Here is an 18,969-nt window from a genome sequence, read left to right as displayed (position 1 = left end):
CAAACACATACATCGCTGATTTAGCAGAGACTCGGTGGGAGCGGGCTTGCCCCGCGAACACCGGCGAAGCCGGTGCCATACAGCGCGTGGCCCCCTTCGCGGGACAAGCCCGCTCCCACATCAGCATCTGCGCCGTTCGTTCGGGCGCGCCTCCTTCGCACCTCACGCCTGTAGCCAATCCACCCTCACGGCAAGTGGATATCCCGGCAAATCCGATTATGCTTCACATACCTTGCTGCGATCCGAGGCGGCCTGCCTCGTCGTGCTTCGCGCAACCAATACAAGCCCTAGGGCCTGGGTGCGACGTTGAAATGGGTGTGAGGTGCTCCGGCCTGGGATAACAACAAGACGGAGGCAACCCATGGCGGTTATCGACAGCGCATCCACGGGCAGTAGCGCGCCCCAACGCGGCATCACCAAGGAGGAGCGCAAGGTCATCTTCGCCTCGTCCCTGGGTACGGTGTTCGAATGGTACGACTTTTACCTGTACGGCTCACTGGCCGCGATCATCGCCAAGCACTTCTTTGCCGGCGTCAATGAAACCACCTCGTTCATCTTCGCCCTGTTGGCGTTTGCCGCAGGCTTTGCCGTGCGGCCGTTCGGCGCCATCGTGTTCGGGCGCCTGGGTGACATGATCGGGCGCAAGCACACCTTCCTGATCACCATCGTCATCATGGGCTTGTCTACCGCGCTGGTCGGCTTATTGCCCAGCTATGCGACGATTGGCGTGGCGGCGCCGGTCATCCTCATTACCCTGCGCCTGCTTCAGGGCCTGGCGCTGGGCGGGGAGTACGGTGGGGCGGCGACCTACGTGGCGGAGCACGCACCCAAGGGCCGGCGGGGCTTCTTCACCGCCTGGATCCAGACCACCGCGACCCTGGGGCTTTTCCTGTCGCTGCTGGTGATCCTGGCCTGCCGCACGGCTTTGGGCACCGAGGCGTTCGAAGCCTGGGGCTGGCGCATTCCGTTCTTGCTGTCGATCCTGTTGCTGGCCATCTCGGTTTACATCCGCCTGCAGCTCAACGAGTCGCCGGTGTTCATGAAGATGAAGGCCGAAGGCAAGGCGTCCAAGGCGCCGCTGACCGAATCCTTCGCCCGTTGGGAAAACCTCAAGGTGGTGATCATGTCGCTGCTCGGCGGCACCGCCGGCCAGGCGGTGGTGTGGTACACCGGGCAGTTCTATGCGCTGTTCTTCTTGCTGCAGACGCTCAAGATCGACCCGCAGACCGCCAACTTGCTCATCGCAGGCTCGCTGTTGATCGGCACGCCGTTCTTCATCATTTTTGGCAGCCTGTCGGACCGCATCGGCCGTAAGAAGATCATCATGGCCGGCTGCATCATTGCCGCGCTGACCTACTTCCCGATCTTCAAGGCGCTGACCGAGTACGGCAACCCGGACGTGTTCGTCGCCCAGGAGCAGAACCCGGTCGTGGTGGTGGCCGACCCCGGCCAGTGCGCGTTCCAGTTCGACCCGGTGGGCAAGGCCAAATTCACCAGCTCTTGCGACATTGCCAAGAGCCTGCTGGCCAAGCGGGCGATACCCTACGCCAACCAGAAGGCGGAGCCCGGCAGCGTGGCGCAGATCCGTATCGGTGAGCGAGTGATCCCGAGCTTCGACGGCCGCAGCCTGGCCGCAGCGGACCTCAAAGCGCAGAGCGATGCGTTTACCGCTACCCTGGGCGGGGCACTGAAGGAGGCCGGTTACCCGGAGAAAGCCGACCCTGCGAAAATCCACTACCCAATGGTGCTGTTGCTGCTGACCATTCTGGTGATCTACGTGACCATGGTCTATGGGCCGATCGCCGCCTGGTTGGTGGAGCTGTTCCCGGCGCGCATCCGCTACACCTCGATGTCGCTGCCCTACCACATCGGTAACGGCTGGTTTGGCGGCTTCCTGCCGACCGTGGCGTTTGCCATGGTGGCGGCGACCGGGGATATCTACTACGGCTTGTGGTACCCGATCGTGATTGCACTGATGACGGCGGTGCTGGGGATCTTCTTCCTGCCAGAAACCAAGGACCGAGATATCAACTAATTGCGATGCCTCTGTAGGAGCGGCCTTGCAAGGCCGCTCCTACAAATGCGCGTATGACAGAGGGCTGCAGTCAGCGCACTCAGTCAAAATACCCACGCAGCCTGAAGGCATACCCGGTGTCCACCGCTGTGGCTTCCCCCCGGCTCCAGCGATTTTTCAACACGAACTCGAACGCCGGTTCGTACAACCCGTCGCGCACCACCGCACCGCCGAGCACCTCCACGTCATACCAGCCGTTGTCCAACTCGATGATCGGCCGCCCTGGCGCCTGGTAGCGTGCCAGCAGATCGCCGAGGGTCTTGTTGGTGAAGTGCTGCAGGATGCGCCAGGTGTAAAGCATCAGCGCGCCGTGCTCAACGCGCAATACGTAACCCGAACGCTGATGTTTCAGGCGGCTGCCCGGCTCGCGCAAGGCGGGGGTGTGGCCATCGAGGGTGAAGATGATCCGGTAGGGCAGGTTGTCGATGCCCGCCATGGGCAGTACCACGCCTTCGCGCACCGCCCGATCACCGCTGTCGTTATGGGTGAACTCATGGGCCAGGTCGTCAGCCAGGTCGTTTTCCTGCTTGAAACGTTCGAGCAGTTGGATGTCGCCGACCAGGAAGTAATCGATCAGGTCGTTGAGAACTTCACTGAATTCGTGGCGCATGTGTTTTCCTTGTCGTGTGCGCTATTGAGGCGGGCCGTATGGCCCTGCCGGGCAGGGCGCCCGCTAGTGCTTCTGGGCGATCTGGATGAGGTTGCCGCAAGTATCGTCGAACACGGCCACGGTGACCGGCCCGACTGCAGTTGGCGGTTGGGTGAACTGCACGCCGGCTGCGCACAGGCGGGTATATTCGGCCTGGATGTCGCGCACGCCGAATGAAGTGGCAGGTATGCCGTCCTGCTTGAGCGCAGCCTTGTACACCTTGGCCGCAGGATGGGCATCGGGCTCCAGCAACAGCTCGACGCCGTTGGGGTCGTTGGGCGAAGTGAGGGTCAGCCAGCGGTGTCGGCCCAGGGGGATGTCATGTTTGGGCATGAAGCCGAGCACGTAGTGATAGAAAGCCAAGGCCTTGGCCTGGTCGTCGACAAGGATACTGGTGACAACGATCTTCATAGGCGCACACCGTTTTCTGGGACTTGTCCACTATCAGTAAAGACCTTTTGCGCAGCGCCGGGGTTCATTTCAGTGTGCAGGGGCTGAGGCGTTTCCCGGTGGGTACTTAGGCGAGCAGGTTGTAGTTTGAATGGCGTAAGTCACACAAACCTGGAGTCAAGACCATGCAAGAAGAACCGAACAATGAATCGCCCTCCCTTGATGAGTTGGAACACTTGGAGAACGCTGAGCCTCAGAAAACACTTTCAAGGCGTAAAAGAGGTGTTGCCCCTGTAGTGGGCATGCCATGCGAGTCTGGTTACAAACACGTTGGGGATGACTGCGTGACGGCGAACATAGAGTTCGAGTGAGCCACGCAAGGGGGCGCCAGGCGCGCCCCCACTAAAAACATGCTCAAGCCATAGGTAAATCCTTCATCGCCCGATCCCCCGGCAGGCGGGCACCACGTTAAAGTGACAGGCATAATCCCAGAGCGCCCAGACGGCGCCAAAGAGGTGCCTGTGGCTTCCTATACCTTGCGACAACTCAAGTATTTCGTCACCACGGTGGAGGCGGGCAGCGTCGCCGAGGCCTCGCGCCAGCTGTACATCGCCCAGCCGTCCATTTCTACGGCGATCAAGAGCCTGGAAGAAAGCTTTGGCGTGCAGCTGTTCATCCGCCACCATGCCCAGGGCGTGTCGTTGACCCCCAGTGGCAAGCGCTTCTACGCCAAGACCAAATCGCTGCTGCAGATGGCCCACGAATTCGAGCAGAACGCGCTGGCCGATAACGACACTGTGGCCGGGCAGATCGACATTGGCTGTTTCGAGACGGTGGCGCCGCTGTACCTGCCGCGCCTGATTGCCGGTTTTCGCGAACGTTACCCAGGCGTCGACATTCGCCTGCGCGACGGCGAGCAGCAGGACCTGATCCAGGGCCTGACTGCCGGCACCTTCGACTTGGTGTTTCTCTACGACCACGACCTGGACGGCACCATCGAGGCCGAGCCGCTGATGCCGCCGCAAAAACCCTATGTGCTGTTGCCCGAAAAGCACCGCTTTGCCGGGCAAACCCAAGTTTCGCTGCGTGATCTTTGCCCAGAACCCATGATTTTGCTGGACGTGGCGCCGAGCCGGACCTACTTCGTCAGCCTGTTCAACGAAATGGGGTTGACCCCGAACATTGTCTTCAGCTCGCCGTCCATCGAAATGGTGCGCGGCATGGTCGGGCAGGGGTTTGGTTTCTCGCTGCTGGTGACACGTCCGCATTCGGAGTGCACGTACGATGGGCAGCGCCTGGCAATGGTGGACATCGCCGAGCCGGTGGCGCTGTCAGGGCTGGCGGCAGCCCGCTTGAAGCGGGTTCAGCTGACCAAGCCGGCGCAGCTGTTTGTGGAGTTCTGCCGTGAAGAATTGGCTAAATTCTAATGCCAATCGTTGATCTGGCCCGTGCTTGATGCTCAAGGGTTGAGCTGATAGCCACGCCCCTGCAAGCAACCACTGTACGCGCTGGCATGGGCCGAGCTCTGCGCCTCGTCCTGCGTGCGTCGATCCTGGCGGCGATCCTGGCGCTGACGCATGCCACCCACCGCAGCACCGGCAGCGGCGGTTTCGCCGGCACGGTTCTGCCGGTACTGCTGCTTGGCATCGTCACTGGCCCGGTCATACAGTTCTTCATGCTGGTTGCCGCGCACCTGCGCCCCTACGGCGCCTGCCGCCGCACCGGCCGCGGCACCGCGGACTCGGCCACCGACGTGGGCGCTGCTGGATGACGCGGCGCTGTTCGCGGCGTTGCTGGCGACGGTAGTGCAATCATTGATGTCCAGTTGCATCTGTTGGCTGCTCTGGCCCTTGAGCGGCACCACTGTCTGCGCCTGGGCGGCGGGTGCTGCGCAGAGCAACACCAGCAGGTAACTCCATGTGAACGAACGCATGGCACACCTCCTGTGGACGTGAACCCCTATCACAGGATAGTCCGCCCGACAGAAAACATAGGCCTGTGCGTGGGTTGGCATACGGCGCAATGCCGCTTTCCCGGCTAGGCTTGCTGACGTGCGTGCGGCACCCGTGCCTATACCTGGTGCACGGTACAGCTGTATTACGTACTACATTGATCGAGCGGGCCCTTGGCTGAGGGCCTGAAACAGGGCTGACTGCGGGAAAGACCATGCGCCAGACCCAGGATCTGATCATCTGCGAATACTGCGACACGGTGTACCAGCGGACACCGCTAGGTCGCCATCAGCGCGCCATCTGCCCGCGCTGCGGCGGGGTTTTGTATCGCCATTGCAATTTGACGCTGCAGCAGCGGTTGGCGCTTAGCGTCACCGGCGGCATCTTGCTGGTGTTTGCCAACTTCTACCCGGTCATGACCATCGGCATGCAGGGGGTCTCCAACTCCGCGACCTTATGGGATGCGGTACAGATACTCAGTAACGGCAGCATCACCTTCATTGCCTTGGTCATGGCACTGGCCATCATCTTTGCGCCGGTATTGCAGATCGGTGTGTTGTGCTGGTTGTTGAGTTTTGCCCTGGCAGGCCAACGCGCACCGGGGTTCGCCCTGTGCATGCGCGCCCTGGAGAGCCTGCGCCCCTGGAGCATGCTCGAGGTTTGCCTGCTGGGTGCGATGGTGGCGGTGATCAAGCTTGCCGGGCTGCTCGATGTGATCCCAGGGATCGGCCTGCTAGCCCTGGCAGCCCTGAGCATGCTGATCATCCATATCGCCGGCAAAGACATCCGCGATCTGTGGGGGCAGGTATGAGCACACCTGCGAGTGCCGACAATCTGGGGCTGTGCCTGTGCCACGGCTGTGGCCAGGCCTGCGATGCGCGCCATGGCGCGCATACCTGCGGCCGCTGCGGCGCGTCGATTCACCGGCGCAAGGCCAATGCCATCAGCCGAGGGTGGGCGTTTCTGCTGGCCTCGCTGATTTTCTACATCCCGGCGAACCTGTTGCCGGTCATGCGTACCGAGATGCTTGGCAGCGGCAGCGACAGCACCATTGCCGGTGGTGTGCTGGAGTTTTGGGAGGCCGGGGCCTGGGATATTGCGCTGATCATCTTCATTGCCAGTGTCGGGGTACCTGCGATCAAGTTCTTCTCGCTCGGGCTGTTGCTGTTCACCGCCCAGCGCGGGTCCACCTGGGCGTGTCGGCAACGCTCGCAGCTCTACCGCTTCGTCGAGCTGATCGGCTACTGGTCCATGCTCGATGTGATGGTGGTGGCCCTGGTGGCGGCGTTGGTCCAACTGCGCGGCCTGGGCACCATCGAGCCGCGGGTGGGGATCCTGTTTTTCGGCATGGTGGTGGTGCTGACCATGCTCGCGGCGATGAGCTTCGATCCACGCTTGATCTGGGATGGCACCACCAACGAGGGAGGCCACATTGATGGCGCAGCCGACTGACACGCGAGAGGGTGCTGGGCAGGCCGAGGTTCGAACTCGGCGCTGGAGTGTCTCACTGGTGTGGATCGTGCCGATTCTGGCGATCCTCATCGGGGCGTCGCTGGTGGTGCGCAACTGGATGCAGCAGGGCCCGGTGATCTCGATAGCGTTCCATTCCGGCGAAGGCCTGGTGGCCCACAAGACCCAGGTAAAGTACCGCAGCGTGGTGATTGGCGAGGTGACCACGGTGGACCTGGCCGATGACAGGAAAAGCGTCATCGCCAAGGTGCAGTTGTCCAACGATGCACGCTCGTTCGCCACCCAGGGGGCGCGTTTCTGGGTGGTCCGGCCACGCATTGGCGTGGGCGGTGTTTCCGGTGTCGATACCTTGCTCTCGGGCAGCTTCATCGGCGCGGACTCCGGTGAATCCAGGGTGCCGGAGAAGTCCTTTATCGGCCTGGAACTGCCGCCCCCCATCACCTATGACGAAAAGGGCAAGCGCTTCATTCTCACGGCCAGCGACCTGGGCTCGCTCGACATCGGTTCGTCGATCTACTACCGCAAGATACCGGTGGGTGAAGTGGTGTCTTTTGGTTTGAAGGAAGATGGCAAGGGGGTGGAGATCGGGGTGTTCGTGCAGTCGCCCTACGATACCTTCGTGACTGCTGACAGCCGTTTCTGGAATGCCAGCGGCATCGATATGCAGATTGGCGCCAATGGCCTGAAGGTCGATACCGAGTCGTTGTCGTCCATTCTGGTGGGCGGGCTGGCCTTTGGCTCGCCCGATTTTGCCCCGCAGGCCGAACCCGCTGCGGACCAGGCGCGCTTTCAGCTGTTCGCCGATCGTGAAACGGCCCTGGCGCCGCCCAACGGCCAGGCGCAGTACCTGCGCCTGCGCTTCGACCAGGCCATGCGCGGCCTGTCGGTGGGCGCGCCGGTGGAGTTCAAGGGGGTCGAGTTCGGCAGGGTGACCTCGATCAAGCTGGACTACGACGAGGTTCGGCAGTCCTTCCCGGTGGTGGTCGATGCGGTGATCTATCCGCAACGGCTTGGCCCTGTGCACCAGAAGATGCTGGCGGTGTTCAAGCATACCGAGGGCGACCTGGACGGCGCGCGACACCTGATCGGCACCTTCGTCGAACACGGCCTGCGCGCCCAGGCGCGCAGCGGCAACCTGATCACCGGGCAAATGTTCATCTCGCTGGACTTCTACCCGGACGCAGCAAAAGTCGCGTTCGACAAGGCCGCCGACCCCATCACCATCCCCACGCTGCCAGGCAGCCTGGAGCAGTTGCAGGAGCAGTTGCAGCGGGTGGTCGAGCGCATCGCCAAGCTGCCACTGGAGAGCATCGCCAACAATCTTGACGGCAGCCTTCGCGAGCTGCGCGCAAGCCTCAAGCAGTTCAATGGCCAGACGCTCCCTGATGTGAAGCTGGCCCTGGATGAAGTGCACAAGACCCTGCGTACGGCCAATTCGGCCATCGCCGAGGATTCGCCCCAGCGCGAGCGGCTGGGCGATACGCTTGACGAACTGGAACGCATGTCGCGGTCGTTGCGCGATCTGTCGGATTACCTGGGCAGGCACCCAGAGTCGTTAATTCGTGGCCGGCCTAAAGCGGCTGGGGCACAAGACCTGAAACCCTGAGGGCGCACAGAGGAGTGACCGCCGATGCATCGACTGCGCAATGCGTGTGGGGCGGGCCTGCTGGCCTGCCTTTGGGGCTGCAGCAGCGTGCCCAACAACTATCACACCCTGGTTCCGAGCGAGCCGGTGCGTGGCGACACGCGGAACATTCAGGTGGTCAGGGTGAGCGTGCCGCCACAGGTCGACCGGCCGCAGTTGGTGGTGCGTCAAGGGCAAAGCGGCCTGGTCATCCTGGAAACAGAGTGGTGGGGCGCCAACCTGGTGGATGAGTTCAAGAGTGCCCTGCAGGACCAGTTGGGCGGCCCTACAGCGGGGCCCAGGACGCTGCTACGTGTCGAGGTGCAGCGCTTCGATACGGTGCCGGGGCGCTATGCGTCGCTGGAGACGGTGTGGCGCTTGCGTCGGCCCGACGATGTGGCGATGACCTGCCGGACGTCGGTGCAGACGGCGGCAGACAACAGCATTGCCAGCCTGGTGAATGCGCACCAGGCCAACCTGCGCAAGCTGGCCGAGGCGGTGCGCGCGGCGGCGCAGCCGGGTAGCGGGGCATGCCCGGCGCGGCCGTAAGCCCTCAGCTGGCGCTGCGCAGCCCTGTGAGCATCAGTTCCATGGCGTGCAGGGCCTGTTCCAGCCGTTGGCTTTGCCCGTCTTCTTCGGCAATCCAGAATGCCGTTTCTGCCAGGCCTCCACAGATGAGCGACGCCAGTGCCTGGGGGTTGGCCTGGGCGACCACGCCTTGCGCCATCAATTGTTCCAGCATGCTGCGCAGCGACGCTACGCAATGCAGTTGCGCTTGCGGGGTGGGCGCACCCAGCACGGCACGTCCGTCACGCAAGACGATGCGCTGAATCTCAGGCTCGCGCGCCATTTCCAGGTAGGCGCGGCAACGGTGCCGGAAACCGTCCCAAGGGTCGCTTGCGGTGTCGGAAATGGCGTGCAGCCGTGCATCCATTTCCGCATCGATCTGCGCAATCACGGCAGCCAGCAGGCCCTTCTTGTCGCCGAAATGGTGATAAAGGGCGCCACGGGTGAGGTTGGCCTGGGCCGTCAGGTCGTCCATTGATGTATCACCATAGCCACGCGCGCAAAACACCTGGCGTGCGGTCTCCAGCAGGGTGGCGCGGGTCTGCTCCATGTCGGCACGGGTACGTCTGACCATCAGCCTCTCCTGGTAAGGGCTACTTTACATTCAGCGCGTATGATAATAGGGTTTAATCATACGCTGTGTATGTAAGTGGCTTTTTTTAAGGAGAGTCGGTCAATGCTCAACCCCTACCGCGAACTGTTCCAGGCCAAAGGCACGGCAGGGTTCGCCTTGGCCGGCCTGGTCGCGCGCTTGCCCTTGCCGATGACGGGCATCGGCATCATCACCCTGCTGTCGCAGCTGCGCGGCAGCTATGGCCTGGCGGGGGCGGTGGCGGCGACTTTCGTGTTGACCTATGCGCTGATGTCGCCGCAGGTTTCGCGTCTGGTCGATCGGCACGGCCAGCGTCATGTACTGCCCCTCGCTGCCGCTTTGGGCGTGTTGGGCATGCTGTTGCTGCTGGCCTGCACTTGGTGGCAGGCGCCCGACTGGAGTCTGTTCATCGGGGCGGCGCTGGCGGGCTTCATGCCCAGCATGTCGGCGATGGTGCGTGCTCGCTGGACGGCGCTTTACCGTGGCAAACCGCAGCTGCAGACGGCCTATTCCCTGGAAACGGTGCTTGACGAGCTCACTTTTATTGCAGGGCCACCGGTGTCGGTAGGTCTGTGCGTGGGGCTGTGGCCCCAGGCCGGGCCTTTGGCCGCCGCGGTGCTGCTGGCAATTGGGGTGTTCGCCCTGGTTGTTCAGACCGGCACCGAGCCGCCTGTGGACGCAGACGCTGGCGCCTCGGGTGGCCAAGGGGCGGTGTTGCGGCACTTGGAGGTGCGGCTGCTGACACTGCTGATGGTGGCCATGGGGGTGATCGTCGGCAGCATCGACATCGTCAGCGTGGCCTTTGCCGAACAGGTCGGCACGCCGGCAGCGGCCAGCCTGGTGCTGGCGTGCTACGCCATTGGCTCATGCGCGGCGGGCCTGGTATTCGGGGCTTTGAAGTTGCCGACGCCCCCGCACCGACTGTTGCTGCTCGGCGCCTTGGCGACGGCGGCGACCACCTTGCCGTTGCTGCTGGCCGGCAGCATCGTCGGGCTTGCAGGCGCGGTGCTGCTTGCAGGCCTGTTTTTCGCACCGACCTTGATCGTGGCGATGTCGCTGGTGGAGCGCAGCGTGCCCGCGCATCAGCTCACCGAAGGCATGACCTGGCTGCTGGCCGGGCTGAATATCGGTGTCGCCCTGGGTGCCTTGGCGTCCGGGCAGGTGGTCGACCTGCTGGGGGCCACGGCGGGCTATCAGGTGGCCGTGGCCGCAGGTGTGGCCGTTGCGCTGGTGGCGCTGTGCAGCTACCGGCGCATGGGGGCGGTGGCCAGTGCTGCACTGCCAGGCGCCTGCGCCGGTCGTTAGTTCAGGGTGTTGCCCGGCTGTGCCTTGGCACTGCTGGCGGTCTCTTGCACGCGTTCGGCCTTGTCCTGTGGCAGGTGGTCGAACTCGCGCAGGCCGTTGTTGCGGTACGGGTCACCGATCCAGCGCGGTACCACCACGAACTGCGGGCTCACCACGCTTTTGGCGGGCTCGTACTGGTCATAGCTCAGCCCGGCGAGGTCGGACAGGGTGTGGATCAGGTGCGAGCTGCTGTAGGCACGGTTGGCCATGGCCTGCAGGTCACGCGGGTGGGCCGCCTGCCAGCTTGGCGAGGTCCAGAGCAGGAAGGGGATGGTGTACATCGGCCGGGTCGGCGCGCCTTCGTTACGCCCCAGGCGGTCGTGATCGCCAGAGCTGTAGACATCTTCGCCATGGTCGGAGAGGTACATCAGGAAACCGTTGGGGGTGCTTGCCGAATAACGTTTGATCAGGCTTGCGACCACGTGGTCGTTGTAGCGCACCGCGTTGTCGTAGAAGTTATAGGTTTCTGCCTGGCTCTGCGACAGCTTGGCCGGCACGCCCTGGCGGTCGGTGAAGTGCTGGTAGGTTTTCGGGTAGCGGTAACGGTAATCCATGTGCGTGCCCAGCAGATGGATGATGATGAACTTGTTCGGTGCAGGGTCTTGCAACGCTTTCTCGAACGGGTCCAGCACCACCTCGTCGTACTGGCTGGCATTCTGGTTGCGCTGATTGTTCAGGTAGACCGGTACGTCCGTTTGCTGGGAGAAGGTGGTCAGCATCGTATTGCGCTTGGTCATCGTCTGCTGGTTGGTGATCCAGAAGGTCTTGTAGCCTGCCTGTTTCATCAGGTTGATCAGCGATGGGTCGGTGAGGAAGCGGTCCGGGTGCTGTTCGTCACCAAAGGTGAGGATCTGCTGCATCACTTCGATGGTGTAGGGGCGCGGCGAAACCACGTTGCTGAAGACGGTCAGGCCCTTGTCGCTGGCGGCCAGGGCATCGAGGTTGGGTGTGGTATCGCGCGGGTAGCCGTACAGGTGCATGTGCTCACGGGTGGTCGATTCGCCCAGTACCAATACCAGCGTGCGTGGCGCGTCACCGCTGCTGTTGCGCAGGTTCTGCAAGGGCGGCAAGGCGGCGTTCTGGGCTAGCAGCTCCTGCATGTTGTTCAGTTGCTGGCGATACTGCTTGTAGCCGACCAGCAACTGCCAGGGCACCGCAGGTTCCATGCGCTGCTGGACCTTTTCGGCCGCGTCGGCGAAGTTGCGCTCCTGGGTGACCATCTGCTTGTAGAAGGGGTAGACCAGGTTGGCCACCAGCAGCAGGACAACCACCGGGATGCGGCTGCGCAAGGGCAGGGTGACTGGGCGCACGCGCTGGTACAGCACCACGGCAACCACGGTATACAACAGCAGCGCCAGGCCCAGCCAGAGGCTGAAGTACTGGCTGAAGTATTCGCCGGCCTCGGCGGTGTTGGACTCGAACATCACGAAGATGACGCTTTGCGAGAACTCCTGGCGATAGATGCCGAAGTAGCTCAGGCCTACCAGCGAGGCGGCCCACAGCACCAGGCCGATAACCGCCGCAGTGGCACGGGTCAGGCGCGGCAGCAGCAGCACAGGGGCGAGCCACAGGCTACTGAGGAACAGCGCATCGCGAAAACCCGCAAACCCGGTGGTGCCACTGAACAGCAGCAGCGCCTGGGTAACGCCGGAGAAGTACCAGAAGAACAGCAGGAGCCAGCCCAGGCCGGCCCAGTCCACGCCTTTGCGCGTGGAGGTTTTTTTAATCGCTGACACGTATGCCTCGTCGAACCTTGGTAGCCACCCAATTTGCGCGTGGCCGGAAAGGGCGTGACGCTAATCTGAAGGTTGTGAAAATAACGTCAAGACGGCGCGTAACGAGACGGATGCACTCACGCCAGAGGCGTTTCAGGTGGCTTCGGGCAGGGCCGCGTCGGCTTTTTTCGGGGGGCGGATCGAACCGATGTACACCGCCACAATGGTCAGTAAAGCGCCGCACACCTGTAGCGTCGAGTTGGCCTTGCCGAGGAACGCGATGTCGATGAAGTAAGTGATCACCGGTTCCAGCAGCAGGATCAAACCGGCCAGGCCCAGGCTGATCGCGCCAATCGACCGGTTGACCAGCAGCCAGCCCACGAACTGCACCAGCACGCCATAGATCACCAGCATCAGCCAGGTTTGCCCATCCTTGATCGCCAGGCTTTCACCATTGGCCAGGGCGTAGCCCAGCAGTACCAGTGCAGCCCACAGGCTCAGGTTGAGCATTTGTGCGATCTTGTCGCCACCGCCGTCCGGCAACTGGGTGTTGACCTTGAGGAAATACACGCAAATCGCGTAGGCCAACCCAGACAGCACCCCGTAGATGACACCCTTCATGCCCAGCGCACTGCCCATTTCCGGCATCAGCAGCAGGTACAGCCCGATGAAGGCCAAGGTGATCGAGACGAGGAAGTTGACCGAGGGTTTTTCCTTTAGTAGGTAAAAACCCAGGAAGGTCATGAAAAACACCTGGCAATTGGTCAGGATCGACCCGATGCCAGGGCCGACGATGTAGATGCTCTGGTGCCAGAGCGCCAGGTCGATGGCCAGGAACACGCCGGCAAGCGCCGTGTATAGCTGCGCCTTGAACCCCTTGAGCAAGACCGGGGTGCGGCGGATTTTGAGCAGCAGGTAGAACAGGATGGAGGCAAATAACATCCGGTAGAAGCCAGCGCCGCCGGCGCCGATCTGGGCGAATGCGACGGTCAAGGCAGAAAGGCTGAGCATCAACCCACCGAACGTCAGTTCGAGGATGGCGCGGTTGTTGTTGGTCGACATGGGGGGCATCCGTTGGTCAGTTCCTGTTTTAGGCGTGATAACGTAGCCAACGGCCCCTGAAACGTATTGTAAAAAACTGGACAGCGGGTGGCTGAGCAAGGGAGTGGGGCAGGTGTTGAGCAAGGACTTCATTACGTTCAGGCGTATACCCGAAGGAGGGTGTGAACTCCTGACGGCGCGTTACAGCAACCAGGCGTTCGGGCGTCACTCGCATGACCGTTATGCCGTGGGCGTCATCAGCGCGGGCATGGAGCGCCTGTACTACCGCGGCCGCCATGACCTTGGCGGGCCGGGGAGTGTGGTCACCATCAGCCCCGGGGAGATCCACGACGGCTTACCCGCCCATGAGCAGGGCTGGATGTACCGCATGCTGTATGTGGACCCGCAATGGCTCAATCGCACCCTGCTACCGAAGCAGGCGAGTGATTTCATCCACCTGTTCAGCACGGCTTTTGCCGAGCACCCGCGACTGGCCCTCACATTTGCGCATCATCATCAGGCGATCGAGGTTTCGCAGTGTGCGCTTGAGCGGGAAAGCCTGTTGCTGGAGCTGCTCCCTTTGCTGTTCGCGTCCAGCGGCCTGTGCGATGCAACGGCCGACGCCAGTGAGAAGCAGGCCGTACAGCAGGTGCGGCACAAGCTCGAAGAGGAATACGACCAGCCAGTCTCGCTGGAACATTTGGCCAGCCTGGTGGGCCTTGAGCCGTTGTATTTGATCCGGGTGTTCAAGAAGAGCGTGGGCATTTCGCCCCACAGTTACCAGATTCAGGTCAGGGTCGCCCACGCCCAGCGTCTGTTGCGCGCGGGCGTGGGCATTGCTGATGCCGCTATCGCGTGCGGGTTCTTCGACCAGAGCCACTTGAACCGGGCATTCAAGAAAGTGGTGGGGCTCACGCCGGGCAGTTTTCGTAGCGGGTATTCGCAGGTTTGAATTCCCAGGCGTACGGGTATGATGTCTGCAGCGTAAACAGACCTACAGGCCCAGGGCAAAAATGAACCGTCGTAAAAAGATCAAACAGTTGATGCAGGCGCATGCCAAGAAAGCCAGCGCCAAGCTGGCGCCGAAAAGCAAGCCCAAGTACATCAGCAAAGCCGACCGGTTGAAGCTGGCCGAGGCTGCCGAGGCTGAAGCTACAGCCTCACAGAGCTGATCGGCTTGGAATGATTGCCGGGCGCTTACCCGTTAACGGCGATAGTAACGGTGATCGTCCTGGTAACGGTGATGCATGGCCCGTTCATGGCGGCGCTCCCAATCACGCCGGCGTTCCCAATCGCGTCGGCGCTCAGCCTCGCGGCGGGCTTGTTCCCGGCGCCATTGATCGCGTCGCCAGTCGCCTCTGCGATCGTGCCAACGATCATCGTCCCAATCGCGGTCATCATGGGCGAGCAAAGGCGCTGTGTGCTCCCCCGCCAGGCTGGCCACGGTGGGCCAAGGGTTTGCTGCCGGTTGCAGCGGAGCCTGAACGGCTGCGGCAGGGGCGGCGGCGTTCGCGGTTTTAAACTGTGATGCGGATGCCGAGCCCACCGCCGCGAAGGTGAACAGGCTGAGAAGCATCAACCGTGCGACATGCATTTTCATGAGCGAAGCCAACCTCTGGTTACTAATTTGCCTGTGCACATAGACCTTTAAATAGGGAAAAGTTCTGATGCGTAGGGTTTGATTGCTTTGGCGCCTATGAGATCGAGCGCCGCCCGCGCGGGCGGCGCTCGATCTCATAGGCGTCAGAAAACCCCAGCCAAGCACCTGTCAGCCGCAACGCAATATCAACCCCCACCCGCCACAAACACAGCCCGCAAATGCCGCCGATAACTGTCAAACGCCGCAATAACCCCGGCAACCACCTCCGCTTCCTCTTCCTCCTCCAGCACCAGCCCATCAAGCTTGGCGACAAACTCCCGCCAGTGCAGGCCGCGGCCCTCGGGATGCGGGGCCAGGTGCCGAGCGCCCTGATTACCGTCCAGCCCCAGACGCTGGGTCTGTTTGAACAAGAACGCCGCCCCCAGGTTCGACCCTTCGCTGCAGTACAGCCAGCCCAGTGCCTGGGCAGGGTTGGCACTGACCTGCTGCGGTAGGCAGGGCAGCGCCAGGCCAAGGTCTCGTAAATCGGTCTCGACCGCATCGAAGCGTGACAGCTGCACCAGCCCCGGCAGGCGTTGGTTGAGTTGCTCGTCGCGGTACAGCGCCGTCAGGCTGCCATGGAAATGGTGTTGCACCTGCAGGAAGCGGGCATAGCGCTCAAGGTCCTCGAAGGGGCGTGCGGCCATGACCAGTTCATCGACACGGTCATGGTCGCGGCTGCTGGAGGCTTTCAGGCGCGCGCAGCGGCCGGGCTCGGTGATGCGCGTGGCGGGTGCAGTCATCAGGGATTTCCATGTCGAGGTGGCGAGGGGGCATGGTAATGAGATCCCTCAACCCAGCAAACGATCCTGCCCTGCCGAAAATAATCGGCAGTGATTTATCATGCAGTCCTTTCGTCATTACCCCAAGGAGTCTGCCCATGAGCGCCCCCCAGTTCCGCAACCCCGTGCCCGCAGACGCTGAACGCTGCTACGCGATCGAAATCGGCGCCTATGAAGGGGATGAAGCGGCAACCCTGGAAAAAATCCGCACCCGCATCGCGCAGTACCCGGAGGGTTTCCTGATACTCGAAGCCGAGGGCGAGATCGTCGGCTTCATCAACAGTGGCTGTGCGCATGAAGTGGTCATGTCCGACGAAGCCTTCAAGGAGCTGGTCGGCCATGACCCGGCGGCGCCGAACGTGGTGATCATGTCGGTGGTGGTCGACCCTGCACACCAGGGCAAAGGCTACGCGAAGCGGCTGATGAACGCGTTCATTCAGCGCATGAAGGCGCAGGGCAAGCAGACCATCCACCTGATGTGCAAAGAGCAGCATGTCGCGCTGTACCGCAAGCTGGGTTACGCCTACGTGCAGCCGTCGCCGTCCGACCACGGTGGCATGGCCTGGCACGAAATGCTCATGACCCTCTGATCGTTACTCGGCTATCTGCAGCTCGGGCAGTTTCACCCGAAACGCCCGGGTCAGCCCAAGCAGGCAGACGAACCCCGCGCCCATCCAGCACAGCCCGATGGTGAAGGACAGGCTCGACAGGCTGCTCCACAGCCAGAGCGTGCTGAGAAACCCCAGCCCCGGTACCACGCCATACAGCAGGCAGTTGCGCGTGCCGCGCAGCTTCTGGTCGACCAGGTAGTGCTTGACCACGGCCAGGTTGACGGCCGAAAAGGCGAACAGTGCACCGAAGCTGATCATGTTGGCGACGGTGTCGAGGGTGATGAACAGTGCGATCAGCGAGAGCAGGCTGACCAGCATGATGGCGGCGGCCGGTACGCGCTTTTTCGTCACCAACTGGCCAAACACCTGTGGCAACGCCCCATCGCGGCCCATGGCGAACAGCACCCGCGACACACTGGCCTGGGAGACCATGGCCGAGGCGAAGCAACCGGCCACGTAGGTGGCGGTAAACGCCGTCACTAGCAGCTCACCGCCCACCCGGCGCATCACGTCCACCGAGGCTGAGTCGGGGTCGGCGAAGGTGCTCCACTCGGGGAAGACCATCTGCGCGCAGTACGACACCACCAGAAACAGCAGGCCACCGATCAGCGACACGGCCATGATCGCCATCGGGATGCGATACGTCGGGTTGCTGGTCTCCTCGGCCATGGTCGAGACCGCGTCGAAGCCCAGAAACGACAGGCACAGCACGGCGGCGCCGGTCATGATCAGCGGCACGCTGAAGCCCTCGTGGTGGAAGGGGGCAAGCAGTGACACCGGCGCCGACTGGCCGGCCAGGTTGCTGATGGACAAGCCGACGAACACGATGATGAACACCAGCTGGACAACGACCAGAATCCAGTTCACCCGGGTGATGGACTCGATACCAATCAGGTTCAGAAAGGTCACCAGGGCGATGGAGCCGGCGACCCACACCCAGGCGTGGATGGCCGGGAAGTATTCCGACATGTAGATGCCGATCAGCAGGTAACTGAGCAACGGCAGGAAAATGTAATCGAGCAGCAGCGTCCAGCCGGTGATGAAGCCGATGTGGGTACCGAAGGCCTTGCGGGTGTAGGTGTACACAGACCCGGAGTAGGGGTGCGCCTGCACCATGCGGCCATAGCTGTAGGCGGTCAGCAGCATCGCGGCGAGCGTCAGCAGGTAGGCGGTGGGCAAGTGCCCTTTGGTCATCTGGGTGACCAGGCCATAAGTGGTGAACACCGCCAGTGGCACCATGTAGGCAAGGCCGAAGAGCACCAGGGCGCTCAACCCCATGGACTTTCGAAACCGGCCTGAAGGCGTGGATTGAGGCAAGGCGTGGGCGGGTTGGGCTGTAGTTGTTGTTGTATGCATTGCTAACTCCTGAAATCGGATGCAGGACGCCGCGGTATGCGAGTGGGCTCGATACCGGTGAGGGTCATGAAAGGAGGCTGGGCCAGCTTGGGTTGCGCAGCCCTCAGGGGTGGGGCCGGACGATGCTCCCACACCCCGGTCGCGCTCGAAATCACCCTTTGGGGTGAGCCGCTCGTCGCCTGAAAACGCTCACCCCAAAGGGTGATTTCGGTCGCTGCCTGGCCATGGGAGTATCTGCAAACAACGCGCCGCCCCAACGGCGATACCGCCTTCCCGCTACCGGCAGAATTCCAGTGAGCAGAGATCGATTGGTTTCAGAACAGTGGTTCGAGCACATTGCCAAGGTGACCGACACGATTGGCCAGCCGGGCTTTGCCGCCACCTTGTTCGGTGCGCTTGGGGTCATCCGGCCCATCCAGGCCACTACGGTCTACCTCTACCCCCATGACGGCATGCCGTGCGCGCTGTTCGAGCAGCACGACAAAGCGCCCTGGCTGCCAGAAGGCAACGTCAGCCGCTACCTCTCCGGGTTCTATCTGCTCGACCCTTTTTATGGGGCCTGCGTGGAGCAGGTCGAGTCTGGCTGCTATGGCTTGTTCGATGTGGCGCCTGACCACTTCGAAGTGAGTGAGTACTACCAGTCGTTCTACCGCCATTCGCACCTGGAGGATGAGCTCAACTACATCCTGCAGATCGCGCCTGGCCAGAGCCTGGCGGTGTCGCTGGCCTTCACCGACAAATTGGATGCACCAAGCCGTGACCTGTTCGGGCGCATCACGCCCTGGGTGCTGGCGGTGCTCAACAAGCACTTTGCCGGGCTGGGCAGCCACGGTGGGCGTTTCGAAAACGTTCTGGAGCAGCGCATCCATGCCGCGCTCAACAACTTTGGCAGCTCGTTGCTGACCGAGCGCGAATGCCGCATCGCCCAGCTCATCTTGCGTGGCCACTCGACCAAGTCCCTGGCCGAGCGCCTTGGGGTTTCGGAAGACACCATCAAGTCCCACCGCAAGCATGTCTACGCCAAGCTCGACATCGGCACGCAGTCCGAACTGTTCTCCTTGTTCATCGACGCGCTGGCCAATGCCCAGGGCGTGTTGGGCAAGGACCCGCTGGAAAGCTACATGGGCAAGCTGCGCTGAGCGCAGTTGCCTCGCATGACCCAC

At 62.4% G+C, this 18,969-nt stretch carries 20 protein-coding genes; 11 read left to right on the top strand and 9 right to left on the bottom strand.

Annotated features, from left to right (window positions below):
• Positions 1-361 precede the first annotated feature (361 nt).
• A complete protein-coding gene (locus ACSSU5_RS00400; RefSeq protein ID WP_492560353.1) occupies positions 362-2,035 on the top strand; it encodes an MFS transporter in 1,674 nt (557 codons plus the stop codon).
• A gap of 79 nt (positions 2,036-2,114) precedes the next feature.
• On the opposite strand, the gene ACSSU5_RS00395 is transcribed toward ACSSU5_RS00400, so the two are convergent.
• Together ACSSU5_RS00395 and ACSSU5_RS00390 are read right to left on the bottom strand one after the other, a co-directional pair.
• Positions 2,115-2,684 (bottom strand): hypothetical protein, encoded by a 570-nt coding sequence (locus ACSSU5_RS00395; protein WP_264312790.1) that lies wholly within the window; start codon positions 2,682-2,684, stop codon positions 2,115-2,117.
• 63 nt (positions 2,685-2,747) lie between these two features.
• On the bottom strand, positions 2,748-3,134 hold the full coding sequence (locus tag ACSSU5_RS00390; protein WP_264312791.1) for a VOC family protein: 387 nt from the start codon (positions 3,132-3,134) through the stop codon (positions 2,748-2,750).
• A gap of 500 nt (positions 3,135-3,634) precedes the next feature.
• On the opposite strand from ACSSU5_RS00390, the gene ACSSU5_RS00385 reads away from it, so the two are divergent.
• Positions 3,635-4,540 (top strand): LysR family transcriptional regulator, encoded by a 906-nt coding sequence (locus ACSSU5_RS00385; protein WP_264312793.1) that lies wholly within the window; start codon positions 3,635-3,637, stop codon positions 4,538-4,540.
• A 32-nt stretch (positions 4,541-4,572) separates the two neighbouring features.
• Here ACSSU5_RS00385 and ACSSU5_RS00380 read toward each other — a convergent pair whose 3' ends face one another.
• Positions 4,573-5,046: a YMGG-like glycine zipper-containing protein gene (locus tag ACSSU5_RS00380; RefSeq protein ID WP_264312794.1), complete on the bottom strand. Its 474-nt coding sequence runs from the start codon at positions 5,044-5,046 to the stop codon at positions 4,573-4,575.
• A gap of 233 nt (positions 5,047-5,279) precedes the next feature.
• Between ACSSU5_RS00380 and ACSSU5_RS00375 the strand changes: the two genes are divergently transcribed.
• From ACSSU5_RS00375 to ACSSU5_RS00360, 4 genes are read left to right on the top strand one after another with little or no spacing between them, the layout of a single operon-like run.
• Entirely contained in the window at positions 5,280-5,876 is a 597-nt protein-coding gene (locus ACSSU5_RS00375) for a paraquat-inducible protein A (protein ID WP_264312795.1), read from the top strand.
• Positions 5,873-6,517, top strand: coding sequence for a paraquat-inducible protein A (locus tag ACSSU5_RS00370; RefSeq protein ID WP_264312796.1), 645 nt, complete (start codon positions 5,873-5,875; stop codon positions 6,515-6,517). The genes ACSSU5_RS00375 and ACSSU5_RS00370 overlap by 4 nt, the downstream gene beginning before the upstream one ends.
• Entirely contained in the window at positions 6,501-8,141 is a 1,641-nt protein-coding gene (locus ACSSU5_RS00365; protein ID WP_492560352.1) for a PqiB family protein, read from the top strand. The genes ACSSU5_RS00370 and ACSSU5_RS00365 overlap by 17 nt, the downstream gene beginning before the upstream one ends.
• A gap of 24 nt (positions 8,142-8,165) precedes the next feature.
• Complete coding sequence (locus tag ACSSU5_RS00360; protein WP_492560351.1) at positions 8,166-8,708, top strand: PqiC family protein; 543 nt, start codon at positions 8,166-8,168, stop codon at positions 8,706-8,708.
• A gap of 4 nt (positions 8,709-8,712) precedes the next feature.
• On the opposite strand, the gene ACSSU5_RS00355 is transcribed toward ACSSU5_RS00360, so the two are convergent.
• The gene (locus tag ACSSU5_RS00355; protein ID WP_264312799.1) at positions 8,713-9,300 is read right to left on the bottom strand and encodes a TetR/AcrR family transcriptional regulator; all 588 of its coding nucleotides are present in this window, start codon (positions 9,298-9,300) and stop codon (positions 8,713-8,715) included.
• A 102-nt stretch (positions 9,301-9,402) separates the two neighbouring features.
• Here ACSSU5_RS00355 and ACSSU5_RS00350 point away from each other — a divergent pair, with 102 nt between their 5' ends.
• Positions 9,403-10,623, top strand: coding sequence for an MFS transporter (locus ACSSU5_RS00350; RefSeq protein WP_264312800.1), 1,221 nt, complete (start codon positions 9,403-9,405; stop codon positions 10,621-10,623).
• Here ACSSU5_RS00350 and ACSSU5_RS00345 read toward each other — a convergent pair.
• Both ACSSU5_RS00345 and ACSSU5_RS00340 read right to left on the bottom strand, forming a co-directional pair.
• Positions 10,620-12,398, bottom strand: a complete 1,779-nt coding sequence (locus ACSSU5_RS00345; protein ID WP_264312801.1) for a phosphoethanolamine transferase CptA — start codon at positions 12,396-12,398, stop codon at positions 10,620-10,622. The genes ACSSU5_RS00350 and ACSSU5_RS00345 overlap by 4 nt on opposite strands.
• Positions 12,399-12,530: 132 nt before the next feature.
• Positions 12,531-13,439 carry a DMT family transporter gene (locus ACSSU5_RS00340; protein ID WP_492560350.1) on the bottom strand — a complete coding sequence of 303 codons (909 nt, stop codon included), beginning with the start codon at positions 13,437-13,439 and terminating at the stop codon, positions 12,531-12,533.
• A 112-nt stretch (positions 13,440-13,551) separates the two neighbouring features.
• Between ACSSU5_RS00340 and ACSSU5_RS00335 the strand changes: the two genes are divergently transcribed.
• Positions 13,552-14,370, top strand: a complete 819-nt coding sequence (locus ACSSU5_RS00335; protein WP_492560349.1) for a helix-turn-helix transcriptional regulator — start codon at positions 13,552-13,554, stop codon at positions 14,368-14,370.
• 61 nt (positions 14,371-14,431) lie between these two features.
• Positions 14,432-14,590: a DUF2986 domain-containing protein gene (locus tag ACSSU5_RS00330; RefSeq protein ID WP_264312804.1), complete on the top strand. Its 159-nt coding sequence runs from the start codon at positions 14,432-14,434 to the stop codon at positions 14,588-14,590.
• Between the two features lie 32 nt (positions 14,591-14,622).
• On the opposite strand, the gene ACSSU5_RS00325 is transcribed toward ACSSU5_RS00330, so the two are convergent.
• Both ACSSU5_RS00325 and ACSSU5_RS00320 read right to left on the bottom strand, forming a co-directional pair.
• On the bottom strand, positions 14,623-15,018 hold the full coding sequence (locus ACSSU5_RS00325) for a hypothetical protein (RefSeq protein ID WP_264312805.1): 396 nt from the start codon (positions 15,016-15,018) through the stop codon (positions 14,623-14,625).
• Positions 15,019-15,203: 185 nt separating this feature from the next.
• Positions 15,204-15,800, bottom strand: a complete 597-nt coding sequence (locus tag ACSSU5_RS00320) for a biliverdin-producing heme oxygenase (RefSeq protein WP_492560348.1) — start codon at positions 15,798-15,800, stop codon at positions 15,204-15,206.
• A 137-nt stretch (positions 15,801-15,937) separates the two neighbouring features.
• Between ACSSU5_RS00320 and ACSSU5_RS00315 the strand changes: the two genes are divergently transcribed.
• Positions 15,938-16,429, top strand: a complete 492-nt coding sequence (locus ACSSU5_RS00315; RefSeq protein WP_264312807.1) for a GNAT family N-acetyltransferase — start codon at positions 15,938-15,940, stop codon at positions 16,427-16,429.
• A 3-nt stretch (positions 16,430-16,432) separates the two neighbouring features.
• Here the strand turns inward: ACSSU5_RS00315 and ACSSU5_RS00310 are convergent, their stop codons facing one another.
• Entirely contained in the window at positions 16,433-17,806 is a 1,374-nt protein-coding gene (locus ACSSU5_RS00310) for an APC family permease (protein ID WP_264312808.1), read from the bottom strand.
• Positions 17,807-18,114: 308 nt separating this feature from the next.
• On the opposite strand from ACSSU5_RS00310, the gene ACSSU5_RS00305 reads away from it, so the two are divergent.
• Complete coding sequence (locus tag ACSSU5_RS00305) at positions 18,115-18,945, top strand: helix-turn-helix transcriptional regulator (protein WP_264312809.1); 831 nt, start codon at positions 18,115-18,117, stop codon at positions 18,943-18,945.
• Positions 18,946-18,969: the final 24 nt, after the last annotated feature.

It is taken from the genome of Pseudomonas sp. E1MeOHC2, assembly GCF_058745025.1.
The sequence above is the reverse complement of the archived record's forward strand: the minus strand, read 5'-3'. Positions and strand labels throughout refer to the sequence as shown.

Coding starts and splice junctions, on each gene's coding strand:
- ACSSU5_RS00400 (WP_492560353.1), top strand. CDS start 362: ATGGCGGTTATCGACAGCGCATCCACGGGCAGTAGCGCGCCCCAACGC.
- ACSSU5_RS00395 (WP_264312790.1), bottom strand. CDS start 2,684: ATGCGCCACGAATTCAGTGAAGTTCTCAACGACCTGATCGATTACTTC.
- ACSSU5_RS00390 (WP_264312791.1), bottom strand. CDS start 3,134: ATGAAGATCGTTGTCACCAGTATCCTTGTCGACGACCAGGCCAAGGCC.
- ACSSU5_RS00380 (WP_264312794.1), bottom strand. CDS start 5,046: ATGCGTTCGTTCACATGGAGTTACCTGCTGGTGTTGCTCTGCGCAGCA.
- ACSSU5_RS00375 (WP_264312795.1), top strand. CDS start 5,280: ATGCGCCAGACCCAGGATCTGATCATCTGCGAATACTGCGACACGGTG.
- ACSSU5_RS00370 (WP_264312796.1), top strand. CDS start 5,873: ATGAGCACACCTGCGAGTGCCGACAATCTGGGGCTGTGCCTGTGCCAC.
- ACSSU5_RS00365 (WP_492560352.1), top strand. CDS start 6,501: ATGGCGCAGCCGACTGACACGCGAGAGGGTGCTGGGCAGGCCGAGGTT.
- ACSSU5_RS00360 (WP_492560351.1), top strand. CDS start 8,166: ATGCATCGACTGCGCAATGCGTGTGGGGCGGGCCTGCTGGCCTGCCTT.
- ACSSU5_RS00355 (WP_264312799.1), bottom strand. CDS start 9,300: ATGGTCAGACGTACCCGTGCCGACATGGAGCAGACCCGCGCCACCCTG.
- ACSSU5_RS00350 (WP_264312800.1), top strand. CDS start 9,403: ATGCTCAACCCCTACCGCGAACTGTTCCAGGCCAAAGGCACGGCAGGG.
- ACSSU5_RS00340 (WP_492560350.1), bottom strand. CDS start 13,439: ATGTCGACCAACAACAACCGCGCCATCCTCGAACTGACGTTCGGTGGG.
- ACSSU5_RS00330 (WP_264312804.1), top strand. CDS start 14,432: ATGAACCGTCGTAAAAAGATCAAACAGTTGATGCAGGCGCATGCCAAG.
- ACSSU5_RS00325 (WP_264312805.1), bottom strand. CDS start 15,018: ATGAAAATGCATGTCGCACGGTTGATGCTTCTCAGCCTGTTCACCTTC.
- ACSSU5_RS00320 (WP_492560348.1), bottom strand. CDS start 15,800: ATGACTGCACCCGCCACGCGCATCACCGAGCCCGGCCGCTGCGCGCGC.
- ACSSU5_RS00315 (WP_264312807.1), top strand. CDS start 15,938: ATGAGCGCCCCCCAGTTCCGCAACCCCGTGCCCGCAGACGCTGAACGC.
- ACSSU5_RS00310 (WP_264312808.1), bottom strand. CDS start 17,806: ATGCATACAACAACAACTACAGCCCAACCCGCCCACGCCTTGCCTCAA.